General features: G+C 41.7%; 24 protein-coding genes. 15 read left to right on the plus strand and 9 right to left on the minus strand.

Translation table 11 applies throughout. The features are described from left to right. Positions 1-375: 375 nt before the first annotated feature. From KSK37_RS12780 to KSK37_RS12800, 5 genes are all read left to right on the plus strand, one after another. Entirely contained in the window at positions 376-1,047 is a 672-nt protein-coding gene (locus KSK37_RS12780) for a hypothetical protein (RefSeq protein ID WP_217201937.1), read from the plus strand. 117 nt (positions 1,048-1,164) lie between these two features. Continuing rightward, positions 1,165-1,593 (plus strand): hypothetical protein, encoded by a 429-nt coding sequence (locus KSK37_RS12785; protein ID WP_217201938.1) that lies wholly within the window; start codon positions 1,165-1,167, stop codon positions 1,591-1,593. A 68-nt stretch (positions 1,594-1,661) separates the two neighbouring features. Continuing rightward, positions 1,662-2,267, plus strand: coding sequence for an REP-associated tyrosine transposase (locus KSK37_RS12790; RefSeq protein WP_217201939.1), 606 nt, complete (start codon positions 1,662-1,664; stop codon positions 2,265-2,267). 377 nt (positions 2,268-2,644) lie between these two features. Next, positions 2,645-3,766: a hypothetical protein gene (locus KSK37_RS12795; RefSeq protein WP_246566602.1), complete on the plus strand. Its 1,122-nt coding sequence runs from the start codon at positions 2,645-2,647 to the stop codon at positions 3,764-3,766. A 15-nt stretch (positions 3,767-3,781) separates the two neighbouring features. Further along, positions 3,782-4,621 carry a polysaccharide deacetylase family protein gene (locus KSK37_RS12800; RefSeq protein ID WP_217201940.1) on the plus strand — a complete coding sequence of 280 codons (840 nt, stop codon included), beginning with the start codon at positions 3,782-3,784 and terminating at the stop codon, positions 4,619-4,621. 176 nt (positions 4,622-4,797) lie between these two features. On the opposite strand, the gene KSK37_RS12805 is transcribed toward KSK37_RS12800, so the two are convergent. Next, the gene (locus KSK37_RS12805; RefSeq protein WP_217201941.1) at positions 4,798-5,952 is read right to left on the minus strand and encodes a T9SS type A sorting domain-containing protein; all 1,155 of its coding nucleotides are present in this window, start codon (positions 5,950-5,952) and stop codon (positions 4,798-4,800) included. A gap of 286 nt (positions 5,953-6,238) precedes the next feature. On the opposite strand from KSK37_RS12805, the gene KSK37_RS12810 reads away from it, so the two are divergent. From KSK37_RS12810 to KSK37_RS12825, 4 genes are all read left to right on the plus strand, one after another. Continuing rightward, on the plus strand, positions 6,239-6,793 hold the full coding sequence (locus KSK37_RS12810; protein WP_217201942.1) for a hypothetical protein: 555 nt from the start codon (positions 6,239-6,241) through the stop codon (positions 6,791-6,793). 606 nt (positions 6,794-7,399) lie between these two features. Then, on the plus strand, positions 7,400-7,726 hold the full coding sequence (locus tag KSK37_RS12815; RefSeq protein ID WP_217201943.1) for a hypothetical protein: 327 nt from the start codon (positions 7,400-7,402) through the stop codon (positions 7,724-7,726). Between the two features lie 118 nt (positions 7,727-7,844). After that, a complete protein-coding gene (locus tag KSK37_RS12820) occupies positions 7,845-8,228 on the plus strand; it encodes a YkvA family protein (protein ID WP_088360546.1) in 384 nt (127 codons plus the stop codon). A 187-nt stretch (positions 8,229-8,415) separates the two neighbouring features. Continuing rightward, positions 8,416-8,712: a hypothetical protein gene (locus KSK37_RS12825; protein WP_217201944.1), complete on the plus strand. Its 297-nt coding sequence runs from the start codon at positions 8,416-8,418 to the stop codon at positions 8,710-8,712. A 114-nt stretch (positions 8,713-8,826) separates the two neighbouring features. Here KSK37_RS12825 and KSK37_RS12830 read toward each other — a convergent pair whose 3' ends face one another. After that, complete coding sequence (locus KSK37_RS12830) at positions 8,827-9,081, minus strand: hypothetical protein (protein ID WP_217201945.1); 255 nt, start codon at positions 9,079-9,081, stop codon at positions 8,827-8,829. A gap of 109 nt (positions 9,082-9,190) precedes the next feature. Here KSK37_RS12830 and KSK37_RS12835 point away from each other — a divergent pair, with 109 nt between their 5' ends. Then, on the plus strand, positions 9,191-10,105 hold the full coding sequence (locus tag KSK37_RS12835; protein WP_217201946.1) for an alpha/beta fold hydrolase: 915 nt from the start codon (positions 9,191-9,193) through the stop codon (positions 10,103-10,105). 19 nt (positions 10,106-10,124) lie between these two features. Beyond that, positions 10,125-10,976: a GNAT family N-acetyltransferase gene (locus tag KSK37_RS12840; RefSeq protein ID WP_217201947.1), complete on the plus strand. Its 852-nt coding sequence runs from the start codon at positions 10,125-10,127 to the stop codon at positions 10,974-10,976. 130 nt (positions 10,977-11,106) lie between these two features. Here KSK37_RS12840 and KSK37_RS12845 read toward each other — a convergent pair whose 3' ends face one another. Further along, the gene (locus tag KSK37_RS12845; protein WP_217201948.1) at positions 11,107-12,963 is read right to left on the minus strand and encodes a glycoside hydrolase family 13 protein; all 1,857 of its coding nucleotides are present in this window, start codon (positions 12,961-12,963) and stop codon (positions 11,107-11,109) included. Positions 12,964-13,168: 205 nt separating this feature from the next. Here KSK37_RS12845 and KSK37_RS12850 point away from each other — a divergent pair, with 205 nt between their 5' ends. The 3 genes from KSK37_RS12850 (at position 13,169) to KSK37_RS12860 (ending at position 16,741) form a co-directional block, all read left to right on the plus strand. Next, positions 13,169-13,963, plus strand: a complete 795-nt coding sequence (locus KSK37_RS12850; protein ID WP_217201949.1) for a LytR/AlgR family response regulator transcription factor — start codon at positions 13,169-13,171, stop codon at positions 13,961-13,963. A gap of 159 nt (positions 13,964-14,122) precedes the next feature. Beyond that, complete coding sequence (locus KSK37_RS12855) at positions 14,123-14,422, plus strand: response regulator (protein WP_179209415.1); 300 nt, start codon at positions 14,123-14,125, stop codon at positions 14,420-14,422. A gap of 192 nt (positions 14,423-14,614) precedes the next feature. Continuing rightward, positions 14,615-16,741 (plus strand): Tex family protein, encoded by a 2,127-nt coding sequence (locus KSK37_RS12860; protein ID WP_088360447.1) that lies wholly within the window; start codon positions 14,615-14,617, stop codon positions 16,739-16,741. A 69-nt stretch (positions 16,742-16,810) separates the two neighbouring features. On the opposite strand, the gene KSK37_RS12865 is transcribed toward KSK37_RS12860, so the two are convergent. The 6 genes from KSK37_RS12865 to KSK37_RS12890 all read right to left on the minus strand — a co-directional run bounded on the left by KSK37_RS12865 (position 16,811) and on the right by KSK37_RS12890 (position 23,585). Further along, positions 16,811-17,491, minus strand: a complete 681-nt coding sequence (locus KSK37_RS12865; RefSeq protein ID WP_088360448.1) for a type 1 glutamine amidotransferase domain-containing protein — start codon at positions 17,489-17,491, stop codon at positions 16,811-16,813. 269 nt (positions 17,492-17,760) lie between these two features. Beyond that, complete coding sequence (locus KSK37_RS12870) at positions 17,761-18,510, minus strand: rhamnogalacturonan acetylesterase (RefSeq protein ID WP_088360449.1); 750 nt, start codon at positions 18,508-18,510, stop codon at positions 17,761-17,763. After that, positions 18,497-20,464: a pectate lyase gene (gene pelA / locus KSK37_RS12875; protein ID WP_217201950.1), complete on the minus strand. Its 1,968-nt coding sequence runs from the start codon at positions 20,462-20,464 to the stop codon at positions 18,497-18,499. The genes KSK37_RS12870 and pelA overlap by 14 nt, the downstream gene beginning before the upstream one ends. 3 nt (positions 20,465-20,467) lie before the next feature. After that, positions 20,468-21,679, minus strand: a complete 1,212-nt coding sequence (locus tag KSK37_RS12880; protein WP_217201951.1) for a glycoside hydrolase family 88/105 protein — start codon at positions 21,677-21,679, stop codon at positions 20,468-20,470. Between the two features lie 5 nt (positions 21,680-21,684). Beyond that, on the minus strand, positions 21,685-22,662 hold the full coding sequence (locus KSK37_RS12885) for a DUF4861 family protein (RefSeq protein WP_217201952.1): 978 nt from the start codon (positions 22,660-22,662) through the stop codon (positions 21,685-21,687). Positions 22,663-22,691: 29 nt separating this feature from the next. Further along, on the minus strand, positions 22,692-23,585 hold the full coding sequence (locus tag KSK37_RS12890; RefSeq protein WP_217201953.1) for an alpha/beta hydrolase: 894 nt from the start codon (positions 23,583-23,585) through the stop codon (positions 22,692-22,694). A gap of 319 nt (positions 23,586-23,904) precedes the next feature. Here KSK37_RS12890 and KSK37_RS12895 point away from each other — a divergent pair, with 319 nt between their 5' ends. Continuing rightward, positions 23,905-26,397, plus strand: a complete 2,493-nt coding sequence (locus KSK37_RS12895; RefSeq protein WP_217201954.1) for a pectate lyase family protein — start codon at positions 23,905-23,907, stop codon at positions 26,395-26,397. Positions 26,398-26,455: the final 58 nt, after the last annotated feature.

A 26,455-nucleotide genomic window follows, 5' to 3' on the forward strand; every position in this document is an offset into this window, starting at 1 on the left:
AAATAAGAGAAAGTAGAGGACTAATGCGGCAGATAAGTCGTAGAACTTAGCGCGAATCATAGTTCACCTCTACTTCTCTTTCTAAAGATAAGGTTTTACATTTATTTATAGAATACAAAGTAAAGGCGCGAATCCTTTCGCGTTAGCACAATAATATCAGCAGAATTTTCTATTTTTAAGTATAGCATAATGGCAAATGAGCCGAAACTATAAATTCCATCCTGTAGGTATTTATTTTATCAGCTTCGCAGTAGTGGGCTGTCAGAAGTCGGCAGAAAGTTATTAATTCATGCAATTGATTATGAACGTGAATTTTCGGAGGACGCACAAAAATGCATCGAAAAATTAAGAAATTGCATATTAGAGAAACACATTATGGATGATACAAGAAAATTAGAGAAAGAATTTAATCGGATAAAGAAATCTACATTTCTAACGTTACAACAATTAGGCGTACCGACAGTTGAACTTGAAAATGATTTTATCAATTCAAATATAGAGGCTGGCAATGTTAGAGCATTAAGAGACTTTATATGGTATCAATTCAACAAACACCTGCAGAGAGAAGCCAAGGACTCCGATTTACAGTCACGAATTTATTATGCAATGGCAATGTTCCGATTTAATTATGAAGAAGGAAAAGACGTTGACAGACTTAAACAGCAGTCTATTGATGCAAAAAAAACACATTACAAAATATCACAAACAGGCACAGGGGTGGTTATGGATGCTAAAATTTATAATTCGATCAAAAATTGTTGCCCTGAATGTACAGCAGACGATGGAAAAGCTTTTGATTTAGACGAATTTTTGGATAGCGACAGATTACCACATAAAAATTGCACTTGTGAAGGTTTTGGTTGTGGTTGTAGTTTTGGCGTGGTGGCAAGGAGAGATGAAAATGGTCTATTAATTTTTATCGAAAATGACACCAAGCCGACCACATCGAATAAACCACTAAAGACAAAATCAACTTCAACAATGTTGCAAAATGAAGGTGCGAAAAGCATTTTAAGCATTTTTAATGTCTTCAAAAAGAAGCGATAAATTCACCCCCACCGCTACCGCAAATTCTTTCGCGTATTTGCACTAATATTTACTATCTAACGCTTAATTTGAAAGTGGTTAAAATGTTTGCTAGGGAGAAAAAATAAATCATAAATTATGGATGATATAATCAAGACTTTTCATTTTCAATCCGAAAATGTAGAATTGCATTTACATATAAAGAAAAGTTTATTTAAAGGGAGATTAAAAATGTTTATTGAGGGTAATCTTATAACCTCAGATAAAGAATTACAGATTGACCGATCTAGTAATGGAACATCAAATGATACGTCACTCGTTTATAAGAATAAGGTCATGTTTTGGATGAGTTCCAATAAATGGAAAGGGTTGAGATGGGCTAATTATAGCAACGAAACGAAATTTTCAACATATAATAGTGTGAAAGAGATGAAAGAGAAATATATACATGAACGGGAATTTATAACGCCTATTTCAGAATATTTTTATGATTGCATGAAAAATTATAAAAGAATTAGGCTGCTTTATGAAACGTCGATTGATGACATCATTTCTGATGATGAATAACCTCCGCTGCGCAAAGTCTCCTGACTTTGAGCCTTCTAAAAAATTATTATCTTTGATAAAACACAACCATGAAAGCCGGATACATCATCAGGGATCAGGAAAAACCTCACTTTGTTACTTGTACAATAGTAGACTGGATCGATATTTTCACAAGGAAAAACTATCGCGACATCATCATGAACTGTTTCGAGTTCTGCATCAAAAATAAAGGGATGGTTTTATTTGGATACGTAATTATGAGCAATCATATTCATTTGATTGCGCAGAGCAAAGAGGGTAAACTTTCAGACCTTATCCGCGACTTTAAAAAATTTACAGCCACCGAAATCCTCAAACAACTGCAGACCGAACCGGAAAGCAGACGGGAATGGATTTTGGAAAGGTTTGCAAAAGCTACAGAAACGCATACTAGAAATAAGAATTTTCAGGTTTGGCAATACGGTAATCACGCAGAGGAAATTTTTACGTTAAAGTTTATGTGGGATAAACTCAATTATATTCATCTTAATCCTGTACGTGCAGGAATTGTAGAAAAGGCTAACCACTATTTGTATTCATCAGCAGCTAATTATTCTTTTGACAAAGGACTTATCTATATTGAAATTGCAGAAAACCCTGTCATTGATGTGTTGGGAAAGAAGGAGTTTTGGAAATATAATAATTATGAAGAGTAGGTTTTTAAATGCTCAAAGTCAGGAGACTTTGCGCAGCAGTAGCCGCACGAAAGGATTGACTTGATCTAAAATTCATTTCTTGCCGCTGCGAGGAAATTAATTCAAAATAGATAATATGGATACCGTTTTTTGGATATGTGTAAAACTCATGCAGGTAATGAGCAATATGCTTGGGATTACCTATCAGCAATTAAATGTTGTTTTGTTTGTAATAGTCCATCCATCCATTACTTTAATTTTGTTTTTGAAATTCAGAAAATATAAAAGACTTTGGACAGAACAGCAAAACATAAAAAATACCTAATCAAGGGAATGCTGTACAAAGACTTCTGATTTAAGCCATCTAAAAAATCACTATCTTTGATAAAACACAACCCATGAAAGCCGGCTGCGTCATCAGGGATCAGGAGCAACCACATTGGGTAACTCCTGCTGTGGTGGACTGGATTAATATGTTCACCGGAAAAAACCGGCGTGACCTTATACCATTTTTCACGATCTCTTTTTTGTGGTTAAGTACTATAGCCTGCAATGGCGGCAAAACGGACGAAACGGACGAAACGGTAAACCGAACAGAGAAACCGGAAACCGTAAAAGAGAATTCTGTAGAGAAAAAAACAGCACACCCTATTAATATTGATACGGCCGATTTCAATAAAAGAATACTCGCTTTAAGCAACAGCGACACCAGCGGCAGATGGCCCGTAAAAGCGCCTTATCCTTTGCCCGGAGCGTTATTGCCTTACCATAGGATCGTTGCCTTTTACGGAAATTTATATTCGGCAAGAATGGGAATCTTAGGCGAACTTCCCCGAAAAGAAATGCTGGCGAAATTAGAGGGCGAAATAGTCAAATGGAAAGCGGCAGATTCTACGGTACAGACCATTCCTGCTTTGCACTATATTGCGGTTACGGCTCAGGGCGAACCGGGAAAAAATAACATGCACCGCCTGCGAATGCCTTTTCACCAGATCGACACGATCATCAGTTGGGCAAAACCCATGAATGCGCTGGTGTTTCTGGATATTCAGGTAGGACACAGCTCCGTGAAAGCGGAAGTTACAGAACTGGAACCATACCTTTCTCTGCCCAACGTACATCTGGGAATAGATCCCGAATTTTCGATGAAAAAAGGAGAGCGGCCGGGTTCAGTAATTGGATATTTTACTGCCGCCGATATTAATGATGCCATTGATATCTTAGCAGACATCGTACGCAAAAACAAACTGCCTCCGAAAATACTGGTGGTACACCGGTTTACTCAGGGAATGGTGAAAAATTATAAAGAAATCAAAACCGTTCCCGAAGTGCAGATTGTCATGAACATGGATGGTTTTGGAAACAGAAGCTTAAAGAAAGACTCTTATGTGAGTTATATCTACAGAGAACCGGTGCAGTTTACCGGTTTCAAATTATTCTATAAAAATGATCAGAAAATGTACACGCCCGAAGAAATAATGAAATTCACGCCGATACCGATTTACATCCAGTACCAGTAATATACTTTTTGACTGATGAAAAATATTGTTGAGTCCGTTTTTGTTGGGTTGTTTTTATGGGCAGGCTGTCAGCCGGAACCCGGCAAAATAACTTCAGGGCCGCCACTTATTGAGGCTCCTGCGAAAACTGGAGTACCCAAAAAAGTCATGGCAGATGCGGCGGCTGTTCTTTCAAAAAAAGAAGTGCCTGTTTTATGCTATCATAATATTAAGGATTTCGGCGCCAATGCGGGTGCAAATACCAAAGTGTACACCGTAAAACCTGCTGCTTTTGCAGAACAGATGAAAGCTTTGGCCGATGCCGGATATCAAACCGTTTTGCCGGAGCAGCTGTATAACTATTTAGTTTTTGACGGCCCATTACCCGAAAAACCAATCATGATCACCTTTGATGATACGCGGGAAGCACAGTTCAGTATTGGCGCAGCCGAAATGAAAAAATACGGTTTCAAAGGGGTATTTTTTATCATGACCGTTTCTATGAACCGTCCCGGATATATGAGCACAGAGCAAATCAAAAGCTTATCGGATGGCGGCCATGTTATAGGCGCACACACCTGGGATCACCACATGGTGACTAAATATGCTGGAAACGACTGGGCTGCACAATTAGTCAAACCAAAAGCCACCCTGGAGGAAATCACAGGTAAACGGGTAACGGATTTTGCTTATCCAAATGGAGTATGGAATACCGCAGCCATCGCTGAAATAAAAAAGAGTGATTATAAAATGGCTTATATTCTGTCTACCAAAAGAGATCCTGCAGATCCATTATACACCATCAGACGTATTATTGTTTCCGGAAGCTGGTCAACTCAAGGTATGATGAACGCTGTGCATTCTTCATTTCACTGAAAGAATCAGGATTTAGGGCCCGCCGCGTGAAATGAAACTGGACGAAGTCAATCTCTCGTGTCATCATACAATAAAACTAAAACTTCCCCGCCCTAACAAAAAAAACTGCCCAAAGCCTTAAGACTTTGAGCAGTGGAAACTGATTGCTAACCAATCATTCTGTTTTTAAACAGATTTTAATTTTTGATAAAACGGACAGATTTGGTCTGGCCATCGACAGAAAGCATCAAAGTATAAACCCCGTTGGTAAGATTTCTGATATCCACCTGATTTCCGTTGGTAACCGATTTTGCTACCGTTCTGCCGGAAGCATCCACAATGACATACTCCGTATTTTTTACTGAACTGCCTTTGAAGTTAAGGAAGTCTGAACTTGGGTTAGGATAAGCAGACAGTTCTGCAGCAGAAACATCCGCAAGACTCAAATTGCTCGCAGAAGCAAGCCACATCACCGCATTGAGCAGCAACGGCTTGTGATTGCCGTTCGCATCTCCCGTATATCCGTTATAGAGGGTATTTCCTGAATTTCCGGTTCCGTCATCAGGAATCGAACTGTCCCCAAGCGCCACTACCTTTCCTGTTCCGTAAGTTGCTGTGGAAACAAGGGCATTCGTGGTGCCGAAAGTTCCTGTCGTAAACATCAGGCCCTGTACCGAAGAATTTTTTGCCGTGTTCAGCGTCATCGAAGTTCCGTTGGAAAGCATGATCATAGAAGGATTTCCTGCGGTTCCGTGTAAAACAGGATTCGTTGGAAGATTGGCAATATTGGTATAGGTTCCGGACAGATTCTTCAGGTCGAAAGTAATTCCGAAAGGATTGGAAAGAACCGTATTATTCGACATCAGATCATTCCATATTGCAGGAGAATCCCATCCGTCGTTGTTTCGGTCACTGATGGTGTGATCACTGATCATGAAAAGGCCGCCTCCGTTCTTTACAAAATTTACAATCGCATTGCTTTCTGCTACGGTAAATTTAGTATTGGGTTCGTCAACGATATATACTTTATAGTTGGACAGATCCTGAGGATTGGTACTGTCACCGTAAGTGATCTTTCCGGACGCAGGAAGTGTTTCCAGAATATAATTGGGATTGGTCTTCACCAGATCAACTCCCCATGCGCTCAGCGCTCCTTTCCAGTAGGTTTCGGATGTTGAAGAAGTGATACCGCTTTGCGCGGGTGTTGGGGTGCGCTGCGCAGTTCCTCCATCGGAATCAATAACCCAGTCAGCATTTCCGGCCATTTCAGCCTTCGTATTATCAAATAGAATTTTTTGGGAACTGAACAGGTTCAGACCCAAAAATAAAAACAGTAAAGAAAACTTTCTCATGAATTTTTAAAATTTAAGGATGCAAATGTAATTATAATCACCATATACATTCTGAATTTTTAAATAATTTTAACCTGATTTTAATTTTCCTTAAAATTTAACAGATGAATATTGGGAAAATCATATTTTAGAGAATGAATTTTTCCGGTTTCGGCAATCGTTCAGGGCAACAGAAGGCGGTGTGATCACAAGAGAAAATGACGGATATATTTTTTATATATTTTTTATACATTTCTCATATTAAATTCGATTTATTTATATATTTGATATCATAAAATACCGAACCATGAAAACACTTCTATCTTTTGTCCTTTTTCTTTCTTTTACGCTATTCCATTCTCAGCTGAAAAAAGTTGGAGTGGTTGATTTTTACAACTGGACGGCTAATGACGGTGTGCATTATCAGTTTATCCTTGCTGCCGGGGATGTGGCTGGCCTCGATGTGGAACAGCCAGCTGTGGTACGGGTACGCTACTCTACCGATGGCGGGGTTTCGTACAGACTCGTGGAATTTGATGCGACCTTAAGATTCATGACCGACAAAAACAATTCGGAAAACCTCATCGCTTATCTGAACGGCGCCTCCACGGCGAAAATCATAGAGAATGCCACGGGCTACACTCCGGATAACTTCGTGCTGTACTACACTAAAAGCGGTAATTTCATCAAGGGTTTTCAGGCAGATCACAACGAAATGGCAAAAAGCGAAGTGGAATATGCCAAAGTCTATATGACGCCAAGCAGCACTGCCGAGCAGCTTCGCAACCTGATCCGGCTGTATTATAAATCCACTGATCCGCTCTACCGTGACCTTATGGTATATGCGGCGCAGTATGATTAAAGAAAGCGGATACAGAAAATCTTTGAACCGGTAAATAACAGTAATGAAATTTGCGTTTAAAAACAATCAAAAGGGCAGCAAATTTGCTGCACTGTAAAAACAGATGAATCGTTGAAAACATACAACACCAAAACAGCGGGATAAAAAACTGCTTCCCGGTTCCGCTGCTTTCTTTAAACCTTTGGCGGGAAGACAAAATCACAATGAGCACCACGGTTTATTATGAGGCATTCATAATCCTCTTTCTGGCTTTCATCATTTTCAGCAGCTTTGAAATTCTAAAAAGTCCCTATAACACTTCCGGAAAATTCCTATGGTTTTCTATGGTTCTGTTCATGCCGTTTTTAGGATCGATACTTTTTCACTGGTACAGAAAAGGGTAAAACTTTTGCTGCCTGACCCGCGGAAAGGATTATTAAAAACTGCTGTGAAGTCTAAAGCAATTTTTGCGTCATTGTGGCAACCTTAGTGTTCTTTGTGGTTAAATAAACCACCCCATATCCTCCGTAAACTCCAGGGTTAAAAAATAATCCGAAAACGGTAAGATCCCGCACTACATTTTAAAATCCGAAAAAAAACAGATATATTGGCTTGATAATTCAAATCATGCAAGATTTTTTAGAAAAATGCCTTTACTACAAAGGCGAAGAAAGCTGCCCTGCGGAGCTTAAAGCCCTTGGTTATAACGGAATCTGGTATTACGAGATGCTCTGGGTAGAACGCGATGACCTTCGGGACGAAAACGGATTTAACATGCTGGAATACAAACACTACGGTCTTACACCATTTAATGAAAACGACGGCACACCAATGACTCTGAAAGCACTGCTTTTTAACAGGCACATGCACTGGACGGGCGGCTGGGGACCGGAAAACGATGTGAAAAGCTTTAAACAATGGTATTTGGAGAATTATCTTGCGAAGCGACGGTAAGAATTGGATTTGCTTTCCGGAACTGTTAGCATCAGGGACAAAAGGAAAATCAGTATGGTCTAAAATTATGGTACAACATTAGTTCCATATTGATGTCATAATTTTCGAATTTACCATCATGCTCCGTGAGTTAAAAGAAAAAGTAAAAAAACTAAAACAGGAAACCGTTCCCATCTATTATGCACTTTTCGACAGGCGCACGCCGCTGTCGGCAAAATTATTGGCGGCACTTACGGTAACCTACCTGCTCAGCCCTATCGATCTTATTCCTGATTTTATTCCGGTTCTGGGCCTGCTGGACGACCTGATCATTGTTCCGCTGCTCATCACAGCAACCCTGAAACTGATTCCGCAATATGTGCTCGACGACATTAAAAGTAAAATAGACAGCAAAAAAAAACTGCCCACAAAATGGTATTATGCGTTGCCGGTGGTGGTGCTGTACGGATATCTGCTTTTGGTGATTTTCAGGCATGCAAAGCAATGGTTTAACCTTTTCTAAACCGTAAAACGTTTACAGGTTTTCACTGTTACTTCCGGCTCCGGTAGTCTTATGTCAGTGAATACTCAGGCTTTAACAATGGACCATCTGATCATTTTTCGGATTAATCTGTAACAAAAAAGGTACAGACGCTACCTATCTGCATTCACAGGATATTGACTTCTAAAAACTAACCGAAACCATTTAAATGATTCAGAAATTTATTATTTTCATTGGTGTATTTGCGCTTCTCCACAGCTGCAAAACCAATACCCGCAGCGTCTATATGCGTCCTACCCTCCACACCCTTCACCAGGTTAACAGCCAATACTCTTACATTCAGCTCAGGCAAACCGTGGCAGCACTGAAACCCGACCTTATTGCAGTAGAAATACGGTCTGAAGACCTAATGCAGGACTCACTGTATCTGAAAAAGAATTACCCGTACGAAATGTGGATGATGAAGCAATGGTTTCCTGCAGTACAGACAGCAGGTTTCGACTAGCTCGGAAGCGATATTGAAGGCCAACCCATACCTGAAAATTACTGGAAAGAAATATCTCCCATTAAAAAATACGAAAAAGCGCTTGCAGAAGATTCTGTTTACTCCAATAGAAAATCAAAATGCAGCCATTTCAATACCGAGCGCCTTCCCATCCTGAAAACCAAAAGTCTTGCGGAGATCCTGAGCAGCAATGACGCCCAACTTACCGGGAAGTTTTACAGCTGTCTCGCCGAAAGTCTGCATGGAAGCGTACATCAGCGAGTAACCGATTTCTATGACCAACGAAACGATAAGCTGCTGGACAACATAAAAGACCTGATCGCTAAAAACAGAAACAAAAGGATCCTTATTATTACAGGAGACGATCATTATGCTTTCCTTAAAGACAAAATACCGCACAGGACCCATCAGTAAACTTCATGCTTACAAAAACTAAATAACCATAACAGCGGTTTGTGCCGCATCAAATTCAATTTACATGAAAACAATTCATTTATCTTTTTTAATGCTATTGGTGGCGAATTTATTTTCTGCCCAAATGTCTTCTAAAAAACCCGAAGCAACGGCTCCCTTTTTCACAGAGACTTCCGACGGCACGAAGCTTTTCACGAAAGTTTTGGGAAGCGGTGACCTTTGTATCTATGTTCACGGCGGTCCCGGGATGTGGAGCGATTCTTTTGAAAACCTCAAAGGTAAAAATCTCGAAAGCAAGCTCAGAATGGTGTATTACGACCAGCGCGGCAGCGGCCGTTCAGCCGGTTCAGTAACCAATGATTATTCCGTAAACAGAATGGTGGAAGACATCGAAGATATCCGCAAGAAACTGGGCGCAGGGAAAGTATATCTCATGTCGCACTCCTTCGGAGGGATTATCGCGACGGCTTACGCGGCGAAATACGGTGACCATCTGAAAGGGCTGATTCTGGTTAACAGCACCCTGTACCTCAACGATTCGGTGATGGGCCAGGTAGCCTACGCCAATGAACTTGCGGGAAGCCATATCGAAATTAAAGACGGCCAGTATATGCCGGCATTGGGCGAAGCCATGGGCGTACTGAATGACAAAGGGCTTATTTATAAACTGCTTACTGACACCCAGGAGAATATGGATACCCTGAACAAGATCGATGCGAAGAGACCAGAGGAAAACGGCTTCCGCAATAACGTCTGGAACATCAGTGAATATTACGGTGATTTCACCAAACTTACGCCGGAGATAAAAGTTCCTGTTTTGGTCATTAGCGGAACTCAGGATCACGCCGTAGGTCCGCAGCACTATAAACTGTTTAAATTCCCTAAACAGAAAGTGGTACAGATCAAGGGCGGACACTTGCTGTATTACGAAAACAATGATGAGTTTGTAAAGAGTGTTTTTTCATTCATCCAAAAATAAACGGTTAAATCTTCTCTCCATGGAAATAAAATCACTTGAAGACATCAGCTTCGAAGCGGTTTTTGCTGCCTTTAATCAAGCTTTCGCCGATTATGAAATGCAGCTCAACGCGGATGAACTGAAGAGCATGCTCATCCGCCGCGGCTACAGAGCGGAATTGTCTTTCGCAGCTTTTGAAGGCGAAAAGATCGTCGCCTTTACCCTGAACGGTACCGGAGATTTCAACGGACTCAAAATCGCTTACGATACCGGAACCGGAACGCTGAAAAGCCACAGAGGACAGAGTCTTGCCGGCAAAATATTCGAACACTCCATCCCTTATCTTCAGCATGCAGGCATTTCGCAATATCTGCTCGAAGTGCTTCAGCATAATACCGCGGCCGTTTCGGTATATCAAAAGGCAGGCTTTAAAATCACCCGCGAATTCAATTATTTCAGCTGGAACAACGAAGCGGTGAAAGCAGCTTTAGGAGACACCGCTGGGAAATTTCAAATTAAACCGGTAACCGGCCGTTTGCCTGAAAAGGTGTCGGAATTTTGCGACTTTGAGCCTTCCTGGCAGAATACTTTTCAGTCGATTGAACGGGCGCAGGAAAATTTCGTGAATCTGGGTGCCTATGACGGTGAACAGTTGGTAGGCTACTGTATTTTTGAGCCGCTTTCGGGAGACCTTACCCAAATTGCCGTTCATCAGGATCACCGCAGAAAAGGCGTAGGTTCATTACTGCTGCAGGAAATGACAAAACTGAATACCAATTCCCGGGCAAAACTCATCAATGCAGAAGTAAACTGTACCGCAATCCTACACTTCCTGAAGTCTAAAAACATTGGGCTGACCGGAAAACAGTACGAGATGGTAAAGGAATTATAGTTCTTTATTTTTTCGCTGGAGATTTATAATCATATTGTTAATCTTTTAAGGGTTTCAAAAGCTACCCTATCTGAAAAACTTTATCTGATGTCATCGGAAAGTTATTGTGATTTAGGTTTCAATAAACGGCTTAGCGGTCAGTTTCAATCTCCAGGATCATGGCAGTTGCGGCAGGGATTTTCAGCGTATTTTCAAAACTAAACTCCTGGTCTGTAATAATATCCCTGGCTTTGAACTGCGTTGGGACTGCTTCGTGATACCGTTTTAAATCAATGGTAACCTCTTCTTCATTTTTATTGAGCAAAACCATAACCTGCTGTTGGTCATTGTACCGGAAATAGATATAGACATTGTTTTTTTGCGGAGCGTAGTGAAGAAATTTTCCGTTGGTAACAGCGGAGTTGGTTTTTCGCCAATTCAGTAATTTCGAGAAGTAGGCCTTTGCTTCTTTTTCGCCGGTGGACAAACCCTTTTCTGTCAGGGTGTTTTTAGCATCTGTTTTCCAGCCGCCATAAAAGTCCCCTCGTCGCTGTCCGTCGCTTCCTGCTTTTTCGTTGGTCATCAGTACTTCAGTTCCGTAGAAAAACTGGGGAATTCCCCGCATGGTCATATACATCGCAATTCCGAGTTTCCAGTGTGAAAAGTTTTTGTTGATCCGGGAATAGAAACGGTCGATATCATGGTTGTCGGGAAAAATGAGCTGCTCATCGGGATGAGGATAGAAAAAATCTAAAGCCACGCCCTGATAAACATCGCGCCATGGCGAATACCAGTCATCCGTTCTGTTGAGGCTGGTTACAATATTGTCTGTCAAAGAAAAGTCCATCACAGTGGGTAAATAAGATTGGTAACCATCGCTGTTTATTTTATCTTTTTGCCAGTAGGCGTTTTGAGCCGGAATTCTGGTCATTTCTTCACCGACGATATTCATATTCGGATATTCATCAGTGATGGTTTTGGTCCAGACGGAAAGGAAATCTTTGTCCGCATCAGAAAAGGTATCTTCTCTAAGTCCCGAAATCCCTGCATATTCTACCCACCAAATGGTGTTCTGAATGAGGTATTTTGCGACCAAAGGGTTTTTCTGGTTAAGATCAGCCATATGGTCATCAAACCATCCATCGGTGTATTCTTTTTTATCAATTCCGGTAGCGTAGAGATCATTAACCGTTGATTTCAGATGATTGGTCCGGGTATGGGTGTCGGAAAAGTTAAGCCAGTCTTTAGAGGGCAGATCTTTCACGAAATAGTATTCGTTTCCGCAATGATTGAGAATGACGTCCCAAATGATTCCGATGTTTCTCTTTTTCGCTTCATGAGATAGTTTTTTGAAATCTTCATTGGTCCCAAAACGGGGATCTATTTTATATAAATCAGTCGCTGCATAGCCGTGATATGAGTATTGCGGCTGGTTGTTTTCTGTTAAAGGCGTGTTCCATATTTGGGTAAATCCCAGCGACTGTATATAATCTAAATGATTGACAATGCCATGGATATCGCCTCCGTGTCTTTTATCTTCACTGCTTCTGTTGACGGTTTTCTCATTCATCGTCGGAATCACGTCGTTATTTGCGTTTCCATTGGCGAAACGGTCGGGTACAATAAGGTAAATGGCATCTTTCTGAGAGAAACTTTCCCGGTTAGCGCTTTCTTTTTCCCTTTCCAGCAATGGGAACTTCTGAGTGATTTTCTTCCCGTTCTCTTTAAAGAAATCAATATTAAGAATACCGGGTTTGGTGTGGTCGGATATTTTAAGTGTTAGAAAGAGGTAATTGGGATTTTCCACTTTTTTAGATGCTCCAAGCTGAACGCCGGGATAGGAGATTTTAGGTTCCAGATTAGAAATGTCTTTTCCGTAAACGAGCAGGGTGACGGTATTGTATTTCATCCCGATCCACCAGTTGGCAGGTTCTATTCTTTCAATTTTCTGGGAGTAAAAAAGTGTTGACAGTAAAAGAGCAACAAATAAGGGAAGTGTTTTTTTCATAATCGGTATTAATGTTTTTTGATGGAAGTAATCTTTCAGTCTTTTCATCATGAGTTTACAGAACAAAAATATTTCATAAAACCCAATGCGGAAAGCACCCGGTACATACAGCAACCCATGAGGGACGAACAGCAGGATGTACGGCGAAAGCTGTTATTCAAGAATAAAACACTATTTTTGAATAAAGGATTTAAACTGTATTTAAATGAACATTACCCAGTGCAGGCTTACCAACCATATTTTATACTGGATGCTGTTTGTTCTGTTTTGGAGTTTTGTATGGGGCCTGTCCGATTATGATTTTCTCAGAAATATACTCATTCAGATATGCTGTCTTCCTTCCAGGATGCTTTTGGTTTATATCAGTCTGTATTTTCTGTATCCAGTGTTCTTTCTGAAAAAGAAATACCTGCTGTTCGCCCTTTACTACAGTTTATTGGTGCTGTTTATAAGTGTACTTATTCAGCGGCCATTTATGATGTATTATATTCAGCCTCATTACATTCCGGGATATCAGAGTAACCACTTTTTTGAACCCTCAGAAATAATGAACACCGCACTGGATATTAATATCGCAGCCATTATTCCGTTAGGGTACACCATTTTGAAATCATTGGAAAGAGTAAACCGCGATAATTCAGTGCTTGCGGAGCAGAATAACCTTTTGAAAACCGCCAAAGACCAGCATATCATCGAACTTAAAATTGACAAGTCAGTATATAAAATCCCTGTTGCTGAAATTGAATACATTGAAAGCCAAAGAAATAATGTGAGGATTAAATTGATCGGTTCGGAACTGATCGCGAGACAAAATATATCCTCACTTCAGGATCTGCTTCCGAAAGAACATTTCGTAAGAGTTCACCGCTCCTTTCTCATCAACAGAAGCCGGATAACCGCTTATTCAGCAAGTAAAATAGCGCTCAGCGATGTTACCGTCCCCATTGGCCGGAGCTATAAAGAAGCTGTTCTGAACAGCTTAGGGAGTGCTGGATCCTAATATATACAATTTATTTTTGCCTCACTTCGGTTTCACCGCCACCCAAAAGTCTTCTCGCGCGGCCTATTGTTGATGACCACTGATTTTTCAAAATATTCTCAAAATTTTAAGGACTGGCATGTTTTTTTTATTACAGTTCATAAGTAACTGAAAATGATTATGAAAAGCAAGATCCTTATCCTCGACAATAAAATATATTCCCTCTCTAAAGTTTCAAATTTTCTGAAACAAAAGAAATTTGAAGTGGTGAAGCCTACGGAAACCCAAAGTGTGTTCAATATCTGTTCAAAGGCAGACGTTGCCGCGGTGATCATTGATCTGCGGCTTTTCGGCGAAAAATCCGCTGTTTTCATCAGGAATTTAAAAGAAAATGTACTTCCGGAACACGTGAAATTAATTACCATTTCCGATCATACTTCTCCCCGTCAGATCTTTCAAAAAATTACGTTGGATACCTGAAAGTAAAAGCAGCTCGTCCAGAAAGCGGGTAAAATTCCCACAACGGGTCAGCATCAAAGCAATGTCAAAGGAATGTCAAAGGAAAGTCAAAGCAATGTATAACTAATGTCCGGAAGATTCCTACCTTTTTCCTTAAACCCTGTTGATTCATTCCTATAATTCTCCCTATTTTAGCGGTCTTAAAAATCTCCTATGACCGCGACCGGCTTTATTCAAAAATCCCTTCCTCTTTCTGAGAAAAATATCAGTACAACCCTGAAACTTCTGGGCGAAGACTGTACCATCCCTTTTATTTCCCGATACCGGAAAGATGCCACGGGAAACCTCGACGAAGTTCAGATTGAGCAGATCGCCAAACTCAACACCCAGTTTGAGGAAATTATTAAAAGGAAAGAAAGCATCCTTAAATCCATTGAAGAACAGAACTCCCTTTCCCCTGAATTAAAACAAAGGATTGAAACGAGTTTTGACCTTCAGGAACTGGAGGATCTGTACCTGCCTTTCAGGAAAAGAAGAAAAACCAAAGCCGACACCGCGAAAGAAAAAGGTCTGGAACCTTTGGCCAGAATCATTATGAGCCAGAAAGCCAATGACCTTCAGTTCCTTGCTTCCAAATACCTGAATGATGAGGTGACTTCGGTGGAAGATGCGCTTCAGGGCGCCAGAGACATTATGTCGGAATGGATTAATGAAAACGGATATGTCCGCAAAAACCTCAGACGCTTATTTCAGCGTAAGGCAATTATTTCTTCAAAAGTAGTAAAAGCTAAAAAAGATGAGGAAGCCGCACAGAAATTCTCCCAATATTTTGAATGGGAAGAAAGCCTGAACAGAATTCCTTCGCACCGCCTTTTGGCCATGCTCAGAGCGGAAGCTGAAGGTTTCGTGAAAACTAAAATTGATGTCGACAAGGACGAAGCCCTCGACCTTATCGAAAACGCCATCCTGAAATCCAATAATGAATGTACAGATCAGATTGCAATTGCAATCGGGGACAGTTATAAAAGATTGCTCGAACCCGCAATTTCCAACGAGGCCTTGCAGGAAGCAAAACAGAAGGCAGACGAAAAAGCGATCGGCATCTTTTCTGAAAACCTCAGACAGCTGCTGCTCGCGCCGCCTTTAGGCGAAAAACGGATTCTTGCCATCGATCCCGGTTACCGAAGCGGCTGCAAGGTGGTTTGTCTGGATGAAAAAGGTGACCTCCTGCACAACGAAACGATCTACCCTCACGCTCCGCAAAACGAGAGCGGAATGGCGATGAAGAAGATCCGCTCCATGGTAAATGCCTATAATATTCAGGCGATCTCGATTGGAAACGGAACGGCAAGCCGGGAAACAGAATTCTTTATCAAGAAAATAGCTTTTGATACTCCGCCTCAGGTTTTTGTAGTTTCCGAAGCCGGCGCGTCGGTATATTCAGCAAGCAAGATTGCGAGGGATGAATTTCCATCTTTCGATGTCACGGTTCGCGGAGCCATTTCGATTGGCAGAAGACTTTCTGATCCTTTGGCAGAACTCGTAAAGATCGATGCGAAATCAATCGGTGTCGGACAGTATCAGCATGATGTAGACCAGACTCAGCTGAAAAACGAACTGGATACTACCGTAATGAAATGCGTAAATTCTGTCGGAATCAATCTGAATACGGCAAGCAAATCGCTGTTGAGTTATGTCTCGGGAATCGGGGAAAAGATGGCAGAGAATATTGTGAATTACCGCGCAGAAAACGGAGCTTTTGAAGACAGAAAACAACTGAAAAAAGTACCGAGACTTGGAGAAAAGGCTTTTCAGCAGGCCGCAGCTTTTGTGAGAATTGCCAACAGCAAAAACCCGCTGGATAATTCAGCGGTTCACCCGGAAGCCTACCCTGTCGTGGAGAAAATGGCAAAAGATTTAAGTATTAAAACCGTTGACCTCATCGCTAATAAAGAAAAGATTGCTTTAATCACTCCTGAAAAATATGTAACCGAAACCATTGGCATTTTAGGGATTAAAGATATTCTGAAAGAACTTGAAAAACCCGGTTTAGATCCCAGGAAAGCTGCGAAGGTTTTTGAGTTTGACCCTACCGTTAAAAGCATCAAAGATTTAAAAACCGGAATGATCCTTCCCGGCATCGTGAACAACATCACGGCATTTGGCTGTTTCGTAGATCTTGGGATCAAAGAAAGCGGACTGGTGCATATCTCACAGCTGAAAGACGGTTTTGTTTCCGATGTGAATGAAGTGGTGAAACTGCATCAGCACGTTCAGGTAAGGGTGACAGAAGTGGATGAGGCAAGGAAAAGGGTGCAGCTGAGTATGATACTGAATTAGTTTCTTTTGCCTTAAAATAAAAGTTCCGTGATGAGAGTCATCCGGAACTTTTTTTATGCTTTTGAATATTTATTTCTGAAGCTTATTAAGTAAGATTTCCGCCACCTTTTCAGATGAAGCCGGATTTTGGCCGGTAATCAGCAGACCGTCTTCCAGAGCATAAGGTTCGAAATCGCCTGCTTTCGAATAAATTCCTCCTTTTTCTTTCAGCATATTTTCAACGAGAAACGGAACCACGTCGGTGAGTTTCACAAGCTCTTCTTCCGTGTTAGTAAATCCGGTCACTTTTTTACCTTTTACCAGTGGCTCTCCCTCAGCATCATTCACATTTTTCAATACTCCCGGAGCATGGCATACAAAAGCTACAGGTTTTTCCATAGCGTAAAAACTTTCGATCAGCTTCGCTGAATCTTTGCTTTCAGCCAAATCCCAAAGTGGCCCGTGACCTCCCGGATAAAATACCGCGTCATAGTCCTCCGCTTTTACTTCGGACAAAGGATGCGTTTTACCGAGTTTTTCCTGCAGTGCGTTATCAGCCTTGAAACGGATGGTGGCTTCAGTCTGGTTTTCCGGTTTATCACTGCTGGGATCAATGGGAGGCTGTCCTCCAGCAGGAGAAGCCAGGGTTACTTCTACCCCTTTATCCGTGAGATAGTAATAGGGACTTGCAAACTCTTCGATCCAGAAACCGGTTTTCTCACCGGTATTTCCCAGTTTGTCATGGGAAGTTAATACAAACAGTACGTTCATTGCTTTTGTTTTTTTGGTTACTTTAGTCAGTAAAGAATGCAGGATATTTCATCCGTAACAAAGGTGAAATCGCAACATTTTTACTGCTGTTTCACGTCAATATCTGTTCCAATCTGTCAGGAGCATGATCGAAGATATAAATAGCGGCAATAGCATGACCGGCATCTTACCTCTTAAAAAATTAAGCAAATCTCAAATACTTTCCACGCATTTGATAGCGACCTATTCGCAGCATGGATGATCTGTAGGACTAAAGACGTTATATTTTCCTACTTCAGATATTTCGCCAAAGGATGTTTCTGGCGCTTCAGTTCTTCAATAAAAAGTTTTGAAATTTCGTTGGCACCGAGTTCGGAAAGATGGGTATTGTCATCTTTTCCTTCAGGATAATAAGGAATTTCGCCTGGCTGGTAATGGAGGTGCAGCTTTTTAGAACCTTCCACTCCATAAGCGGTTTCGAGGTTTTCAGTCAGGTACTGCATATCGAAAAACGGCACTTTCATTTCATTGGCTACCATTCGGGCTACCAGAGTATAATTTCCATGCGCATCCAGCAGCACGCCTTCCTTATTGAACTTTCTTCTCGCTATGGAAGAAAAAAGAATGGGAACCGCCCCTTTGGCTCTGGCTTCTTCAATATACCGGATTAAATTATAGCGGTAAGCCGTCTGGGGATTCGTATAACGCTCCGGATCGGTATCTTTACTGTCATTGTGCCCAAACTGTATAAACAGATAATCGCCGGGTTTTAAAGCTTCCAGAACAGGTTTCCAGTTGCCGCGCTCTCTGAAGCTTTTGGTGCTTCTTCCGTTAACGGCGTAATTCTTAATCTCAACCTGATCATTGAAATACTGTGGCAGAACCTGAACCCAGCCTCTTTCCGGATTTTTGTCGGGATCGGGCTTAATGGCCATGGTGGAATCGCCAATCGTATGAACTATAATTTTTTTATGAATATTGTTGGCCTTACAGCCCACTAAAAAGAACGCGGAAAGGAGGATTAATTTATAGATTTTCATACCAGTTGCTGTTGATTTCGGTTTTTAAAATATTCTGTTTGGTGTATTTTTTTTCTTCTTTTCGGGAAAGCTGATGAGCCCATTTCACTCTCAAATCTGGTTTTGCTCCTTTCCCTGAATTGCTGAATTCCGCGAAGAAAGCGTTTTCTTCTGCTTCTTTTTTATTCCAGTTGTGCCAACCTTCAGTCGCGGTGGCTGCAGGTAATTCACTGTTTAAAAATACTGATTTTGCAAAACTGCGCCACGGTCTTCCCAGATAAATTTTGCTCACTTCTTCAGCTGCCGTCAGTCTGCAGTTATTAAAAACAAAACCAAACCTGCTGCCCTGAGGCGTGGAAGGTGCGGTGATGTAGGAATCTTTTTTGCTGTGCAGGACGCAGTTTTCAAAATAAGCAGTTGCGCCTCCGAAAATATAGTCGGTGGTACCTTCCACATAGGAATCTTTAATATAAATTTTTCCTTCATTTCCAAGGTAAAGCGTATCCTGGTTGCCGGTCAGGCTGCAGTTGACCACCGCTACCCTGTCTGAAGTAATGCTCAGTGCAACGGCTTGTCCTACGTCACCTGCAGTATTCCTGATGGTGAGGTTTTCAAGGACAATGTCATTCGCTTCAACACTGAAAGTGGAGGTGAAAAATGTACTGTTTCTGCCCCGGTCTGCTTTATCAAAATAATCATCAAAAGTAATGACGGTAGCATCACGGTCCTCTCCGATGATTGTAATATTCGTATTCCACTGCCGGATCTTTACTTTTTGATGGTACGTTCCCTTTTTAATGAACAGGGTAATTCTTTCGTCGGGAAAAGATCTGCATTGATCAACAGCGTGCTGAATGCTTTCGAAATCCCCTGAACCATCTTTAGAAACGACATAATAATTTTTATCGGGAATGGTTTTAACGAATTTCTTTTTCCATTGATCATATTTTTTAAGCACTTCAGCAGGTTCGTAAGTATACCAGGCATAACCGTTTCTGCGCTCAAAACCGATGTCATCATACGAGCTTTTCCTGATTCCGTCCCGGTCCGAAACAAAAATCCGGTTGGTTTCGAGGTCATAAAATCTTCCCCAAATTGGCGGTGCCGTACCGTCAGCGATCAGTTTTTTATCTCCTGAAACTATTGCTTCTTTAAAACCTGTGACCTTATTCTGCTTAAACCATTTCACCGCATGTTCCACGGCATTAATGACTTCAGCTGAAGGTTTTTCCAAAGACATCAGAAGCAAAACCAGTGTTGCAGATTCCTTCCCGCTGAGCGACGGAAATTCATAAGCCCGCGCTTTGGCTGGAAACAGGCTGAATTCGTCATGCTGCGCACACCAGATTGTAAGTTTTCCATTCTGTTTGTACTGGGTTTTTAGGATGATTTCAATACCTTTTGAAAAAGAATATTCGATTTTTGACATCGTTTCTGACGGGATTTTCACAGGAAAGGTCTCCCTTTCATCCATGATTTTTTTTAACAGAAAAAGCACATTGGCCATCGCATCATCATTATAGGTAATATGCGAACTGTAATTGTTCTGTAAGGGATAAAACTGAGGCCAGCCGCCGTTTTCGTACTGTGCTTCCAGAAGAAAACCCAGGCCTTTCAGAAAAGCAGCGCAGTAGGATTCGTTGGGGTGATACCGGTAGACATTCGCCAGAAAAGTAAGCTCCTGAACGGTCGCATTATTGTCAATCGTCGTTTCCTTCAGGTTGTTTTTGGACGCTGTAATCTCCTTTTTTTCCTGCGCAGAAAGTACTTTCTGCATGGCAATATTCTTTCCCCAGCCTCCGTTTGACTTTTGATACAGCAGAACATTCTCTGCAATGCGTACAGCTTCTTCAGAGGCAAGGAAAGCAGCGTCTTTAGAAAATGCTGTTTTACTCCACTTTTTTTCTAGAGACTGCGCGTTCAGATGGTGCAGACTCAATATCAGAAGAAATAGTAAGGTGATCCGGTTTTTCATCGGTTATCGGTCAAGTTGCAGAGCGGCCAGAATAAACGGTCCGGTACCTTTCGGATCGTTGTCTTTCTTTTTCTCATTGACATAATATTCGTATGAACCGTCTCTGTATGGTTTTCCGCCCAATCCCGCCACCGCACAAACCTGGGTAAGGGTAACATAACCTTCCGGCGAAACGGTAATCAGGTTTTTAACCAGTCCGTCAAATGCTTTATTCGCAGCCGCTTTATAGGTTTTCGGCAGATAGCCCTTATTGGCGCCTTTGGCGAGCGCATACGCAAACATTGATGAACCTGAGGCTTCCAGATAATTGCCTTCACGTGTGCCCTGATCGGTTACCTGATACCAAAGCCCTGTAGCATCCTGATATTTTACGATCGCTTTAGAAAGATCATTTAAATAAGAAATCAGTTCCGCTCTTTTTGGATGGTCTTTTGGAAAATAGTCAAGGACATCCACTAAAGCCATGGCGTACCAGCCCATCGATCTCGACCAGAAGTTTGGAGAATTTCCTGTCTTTTGATCTGCCCAGGGCATTTCGCGGCTTTCGTCCCAGCCGTGGAACAGCAAACCTGTCTTAGGGTCAACCATATTTTTCTGCACCAGCTCGAACTGCAAGGCCACATCATCCAGTTTATTACCGTTTTCGAAGGTTGAATTGTATCTGGCGTAAAACGGAGAGCCCATATAAAGTCCGTCGAGCCACATCTGGTTCGGATAAATTTTCTTGTGCCAGAAACCGCCTTCAGAAGTTCTGGGCTGGGTATCAAGCTGCGAACGTAAAGTTTTTAAAGCTGTAAGATAACGGTTGTCTTTGGTTTTAGCATATAAATCGAACAGATGATGACCGGCAATAATCATATCGATATTATAACTCGAGAATTTGTAGCTTGGGATATTTCCCTTCGCATCAATAGTGGCGTCTGCATAGCCTTTCACATAATTAAAATACGCGGGGTTTTTGGTTTTTGCATAGAGTTCCTCAAAACCTATCATGACCAACCCGTGAACATAGTCCCATTTAGGCTCGGTTTTGTCATCGAGCATATAGGCTTCAGGATATTTTTTCATTAAAGTAAGCGCCATTCTTTCTGACCATTTTTTATCCGCAGGAACTTCCATACCGTTAACTGCAGTTTTGGAAATGGTTTTACATCCTGTCAGAACCAGAGCTCCAAAGAGAACCAGAGAAATACTTTTTATTGAAAATGAAATCATAAGCTTTACTTTAATTCGTTGGAGGTATTTAATTTCGCAAGGTTTTCATCCAGATACTTCAGGAATTCCGCTTCGGTTTTGATGCCGTTCGGTTCTTTTTCCCATGCGCCCAGAAAATAGAAAGTCACCTTTTCTGTTGTGGGTTTAAACTGAACTAAATGATCAGTTGCCCCTTCAAAAACTTTCTCCGCATCACTGGTTTTATAGAATACAGCCATCCCCAGGTTATCATTGAACAGCGTCTGTTTTCCGTAGGTTGCAATATACGCCCATTTCCCGTTACCACTGGTTTTTCTGATGGAAGGCAGTTTGTAAAGATTTACAATTCCGGTAACAATTCCGTTAAGCGCTCTGCTGCTCTGTATCGTGTGTCTGGTATAACGCTGATCGGGGGAAGCCGTAAGTTCGGAACTCAGATCGGTGGTTTCTCCGTTGGTTTCCCAGCCTTTATAATTCACAAAAACTTTGGAGTTTGCTTTGGAATTCTCTACCCTGGCGGTGGTATTTTCCACTTTATTGAAATGCTGAACTTCATTGTCCACAACCCTTCCGATGGAACCGATGCCAAGTCCTTTTCCTACTTTAAGAATATCGGCACCCCAGTCGCTCATTTCGTGATAGGAATCAAATCCGTCCTGTCCTACGCCCTGAAGCACCATCTCTTCGGTGAGTTTTCCGTAGATATCAATGGCATTTCGCCAGTCCAGATACAGACGGTACCCTATTTTATTACTTTCCCAGCCCGGCCCTTCGTAACGGATATAGTAAGAATGATCGGTATGGCTTGACGGCAGGGTTAAATTCTGAACATTTTTAAAAGTGCCGCCTTCATATTTTTTGCCTTTCCATTCGCCGCCTTCTTTTACTGAAAGTTCAGCATAAGTTTTAGCATTTTGGGAAGCCAGTGAAGTTGGTTTGGCCGCATTACAGTTCAGCAGTAAAGAAAGCACCGGGATGGCCAGAATGGGGTGTATAGATTTCATATTATTTTTTTTATGATTAAATTTTAAAATTATGGTTTGAACTGCTTATTCAGAAATTGCGTCACATATTTTACCGTCGGTTCAAACCAGGGATTGAACATCCAGAACGTATGCGGCGAATTTTCTATTTTTTCAGAACGGGAATAGATGGAATATCGATTTAAGACTTCAGTCATATCTGTTCTGCCTGCCTGAAACCTTTCGTACTGACTGTTGATGAACAGCACCGGAACAGAATTTCTGTCCACGTGACATAGCGGCGAAGCATCACTCCAGATCTCCGGTTTTTCCTGATAAGTTCCGCCAAGCCATTCAGCGGCCAAAGTTCCTTCCTTTGACTGCGGATGACTGAATGCCAGAATTCCGTCGATATCGATGACAGCGCTCACCTGCCCCGAATATTTAGTCCCGGTCAAAGCTGCCATCTGCCCTCCCGAAGAAGTTCCCAGTACCGCAATTTTATAAGCATCAATATTAAACCTCGCTGCATTTGACTTTAAAAAACGGATCGCGTTCAGTACATCATCAATCCCTGCCGGATATTTTGCTTCCCCTGAAAGCCTGTACTCCACCGCAAAACATTGATATCCCTGCGAGGCAATACTTTGCGCGAGAGGCATCATCATTTCTTTATCTCCGGATTTCCATCCTCCGCCGTGAATAAGGATAACGGCGGGTTTCTTTCCTGCTGACTGATGAAGATAACCGTCCAGAAGAAGTTTTCTATCTCCTAAACTATGATAGGGAATATCTTTAATCTCTTTTACATCAGCAGAAACTGGAGCTTTCGCCAGAGCAACCGACGGAAATTTCTTCAGCACTTTCTGCAGCTCCGATTCATTGGTGAAGGAGAGGTCTTTCTGGATTTGCGCAAAACCCAGAGAAAAGGAAATGAGAAAAACAACTGACACAAACAGTTTCATAAAACACACAAATTGGGCGGTCCTGATGTTGAGAAAATTGCCAAATAAATTAGCAATCGATTACACAAATATATAACTTTTATTGACGTATTGAACTTAAAAACAGATTTAAACGCAGATTTCGAAGGTTAAAATAATGTTAAATTCAACTCACAAAATAAGTTTCCTAACACGCGAATCCATTCAAAAACCCTTTTAATATTACATTTTTAATGACAATAATCAGAAATATTAATTATTTCTTGCGCATATTAATATTTCATATAACTTTGTGTAATCCATTACATAAATTATAATTATTAAACAAATTTATTGAATTATGACTAAATTTTTATCCATCCTGAGTTGGCTGTTTACCGCAGTGCTGATCAGCGCACAGGGAGTAAACATCACTGCAGAAGCCGGTTCGCTGGAAAGCGCCTACGTAAAATGGGATCCGGTAAGCGATGCAGACAGCTATAATGTATATTATTCCGGTGCCGGAATTACCGACCGCAAAATTGACACCCAGCTGATCAGAAGTTACGGGACTTATTTCCGTGCAGATCTGCCGGGACTTGCAGCAGGCAATTATACCATTAAAGTAGCTCCGGTAAAAGCAGGCACAGAAGGCACAGCCTCCGTATCCAATACGGTAACTGTTCTTGCACACGACCGTAACGGCTTTGCCCACGAAGGCGGAAGAATACCGGGAGCGTACAATATGGACGGTACCCTGAAAAGCAACGCCGTGGTCATTTATATTACTCAGAATACCAAAAACACCGTATCGATGAATGTTACGGGCGCTACTGCAAACCCGTGTGTAGGTCTGCAGACGATTCTGGACGGATTCAAAAAAGGAAAAGACAACCGTCCTTTGGCGGTAAGACTGATTGGAAACATCACCGATCCGAGCTACCTTCTGAGCGGCGACTTGGTGATCGAAAATAATAACTTCGCCGCAGGTTCCATTACCCTTGAAGGAATTGGAGACGATGCTTACGCCAACGGATGGGGAGTACGGATCAAGAATGCCTCAAATATTGAAGTCCGTAATTTAGGATTTATGCTGACTGACGCTGCCGAAGGTGACAATGTTGGTTTGCAGCAGTCCAACGATCATGTTTGGGTTCATAACAATGATATGTTTTACGGAAAAGCAGGCGGTGATGCCGATCAGGTAAAAGGAGACGGCGCCCTGGATGTAAAAAAATCAACGTTTGTAACGCTGTCTTACAACCACTTTTGGGACAGCGGAAAAGCCAACCTTTTGGGATTAAGCGAAGGAACTACGGCAGGTCTTTATGTGACTTACCACCACAACTGGTACGATCATTCAGATTCAAGACATCCGAGAGTAAGATACTATTCCGCGCACGTGTATAACAATTATTTTGACGGAAATTCTAAATATGGTGCAGGATCTACAATGGGTTCTTCCCTCTTTCTTGAAGGAAATTTTTTCAGAAACTGTAAATATCCGATGCTGATCTCCATGCAGGGAACTGATACCTTCACCGGTCCCGGAACTTTCTCCAGCGAAAACGGCGGCATCATTAAAGCATTTAACAATACAATGAGCGGGCAAAACCGTTTTATTGCTTATGATGCAGTGAATTACCCTGTAGAATTTGACGCATATGTGGCCAGTTCACGAGGTGAAACGGTTGCCAATACGGTAAAAGCAAAAAAAGGTGCAGGGGTTTATAATAATTTTGATACCGATGCTGCTTTATATGTGAAAAATTTGGTGGTTGATGAACCCGAAGCAGCAAAAACCAAAGTAATGCAGTATGCCGGACGCGTTGACGGCGGAGACATGAAATGGACTTTCACCGCTGCGGATGATACTTCCTACGACATCAATGCAGGTTTAAAAGCAATGCTCGTTAATTACACCAGTCCTATGGTTTATGTTCAGGGAGAAACTCCGGTGGTAGTCAGCACCCAGACGCTTGATATCCCTGCAAATAATGACCAGACTGTCGCTGCAGGAAGCCCAATTGAAAACATGGTATTTACCTGGGGCGGAACTGCCACAGATGTAACCGTTGACGGTTTACCGGCTTCAGGACTGACATTCGTTAAAAATATTGCAGCAAAAACAGTAACGGTTACCGGTACACCGACTACAGATGTTTCATTTACTTTGACAACGTCAGGATCCTCAGGAACGCCTGTATCTGGATCAGGAAATGTAGCTTTGGGCGAGCCTTCAGCTGAAACCACATTTATACATAATTTTACAACTGACGGAAAAGTAAGCACTTACTACACAATCTCAGGAAATATGAATTCAACCGACGGATCGACAAATTATGACGGCAATACGCTTACGAAAAGGCTGAAAATTGAAACCGCGACCTTCATCAATTATACCACAGCAAAAACCTCAACCCTGACACTGGTTTTTGATCCGGCATTTGCAGGTAAAATTAAGCTTAACGGGACAACTTATACCGTACCGGCCGGAGCAAACGGTGTGATCAGCATTCCTAATGTACCAGCCGGAGCCAATGCGATCCTGAAAGGAGACACCGCGAATCTGTTTTATATTAAAACGGTTTATGACACTCAGGTTCTGGCTGCCGGTGAGCAGAACAGAAAGAATCAGCTGACCGTTTATCCTAACCCGACAGTGGACAAAGTATTAATCCAGTCTGCCGAAGAAGTACAGAATATCAGTATCTTCAGTGCAAACGGAAGTTTGGTGAGAACTGTTACTGGCAATATAAAATCAGTGGATCTGCAGCATCTGAATGCGGGAATCTATCTGATGAAAATCACTACAAAATCCGGAAGCACCACCCAGAAGATTATTAAAAAGTAAATTTCTGACTGACCGGATTTATATAACCTTCTCCTTTTGGGGAAGGTTTTTTTGTGAA

It is taken from the genome of Kaistella soli (assembly GCF_019038595.1).
Taxonomy (GTDB): domain Bacteria; phylum Bacteroidota; class Bacteroidia; order Flavobacteriales; family Weeksellaceae; genus Kaistella; species Kaistella soli.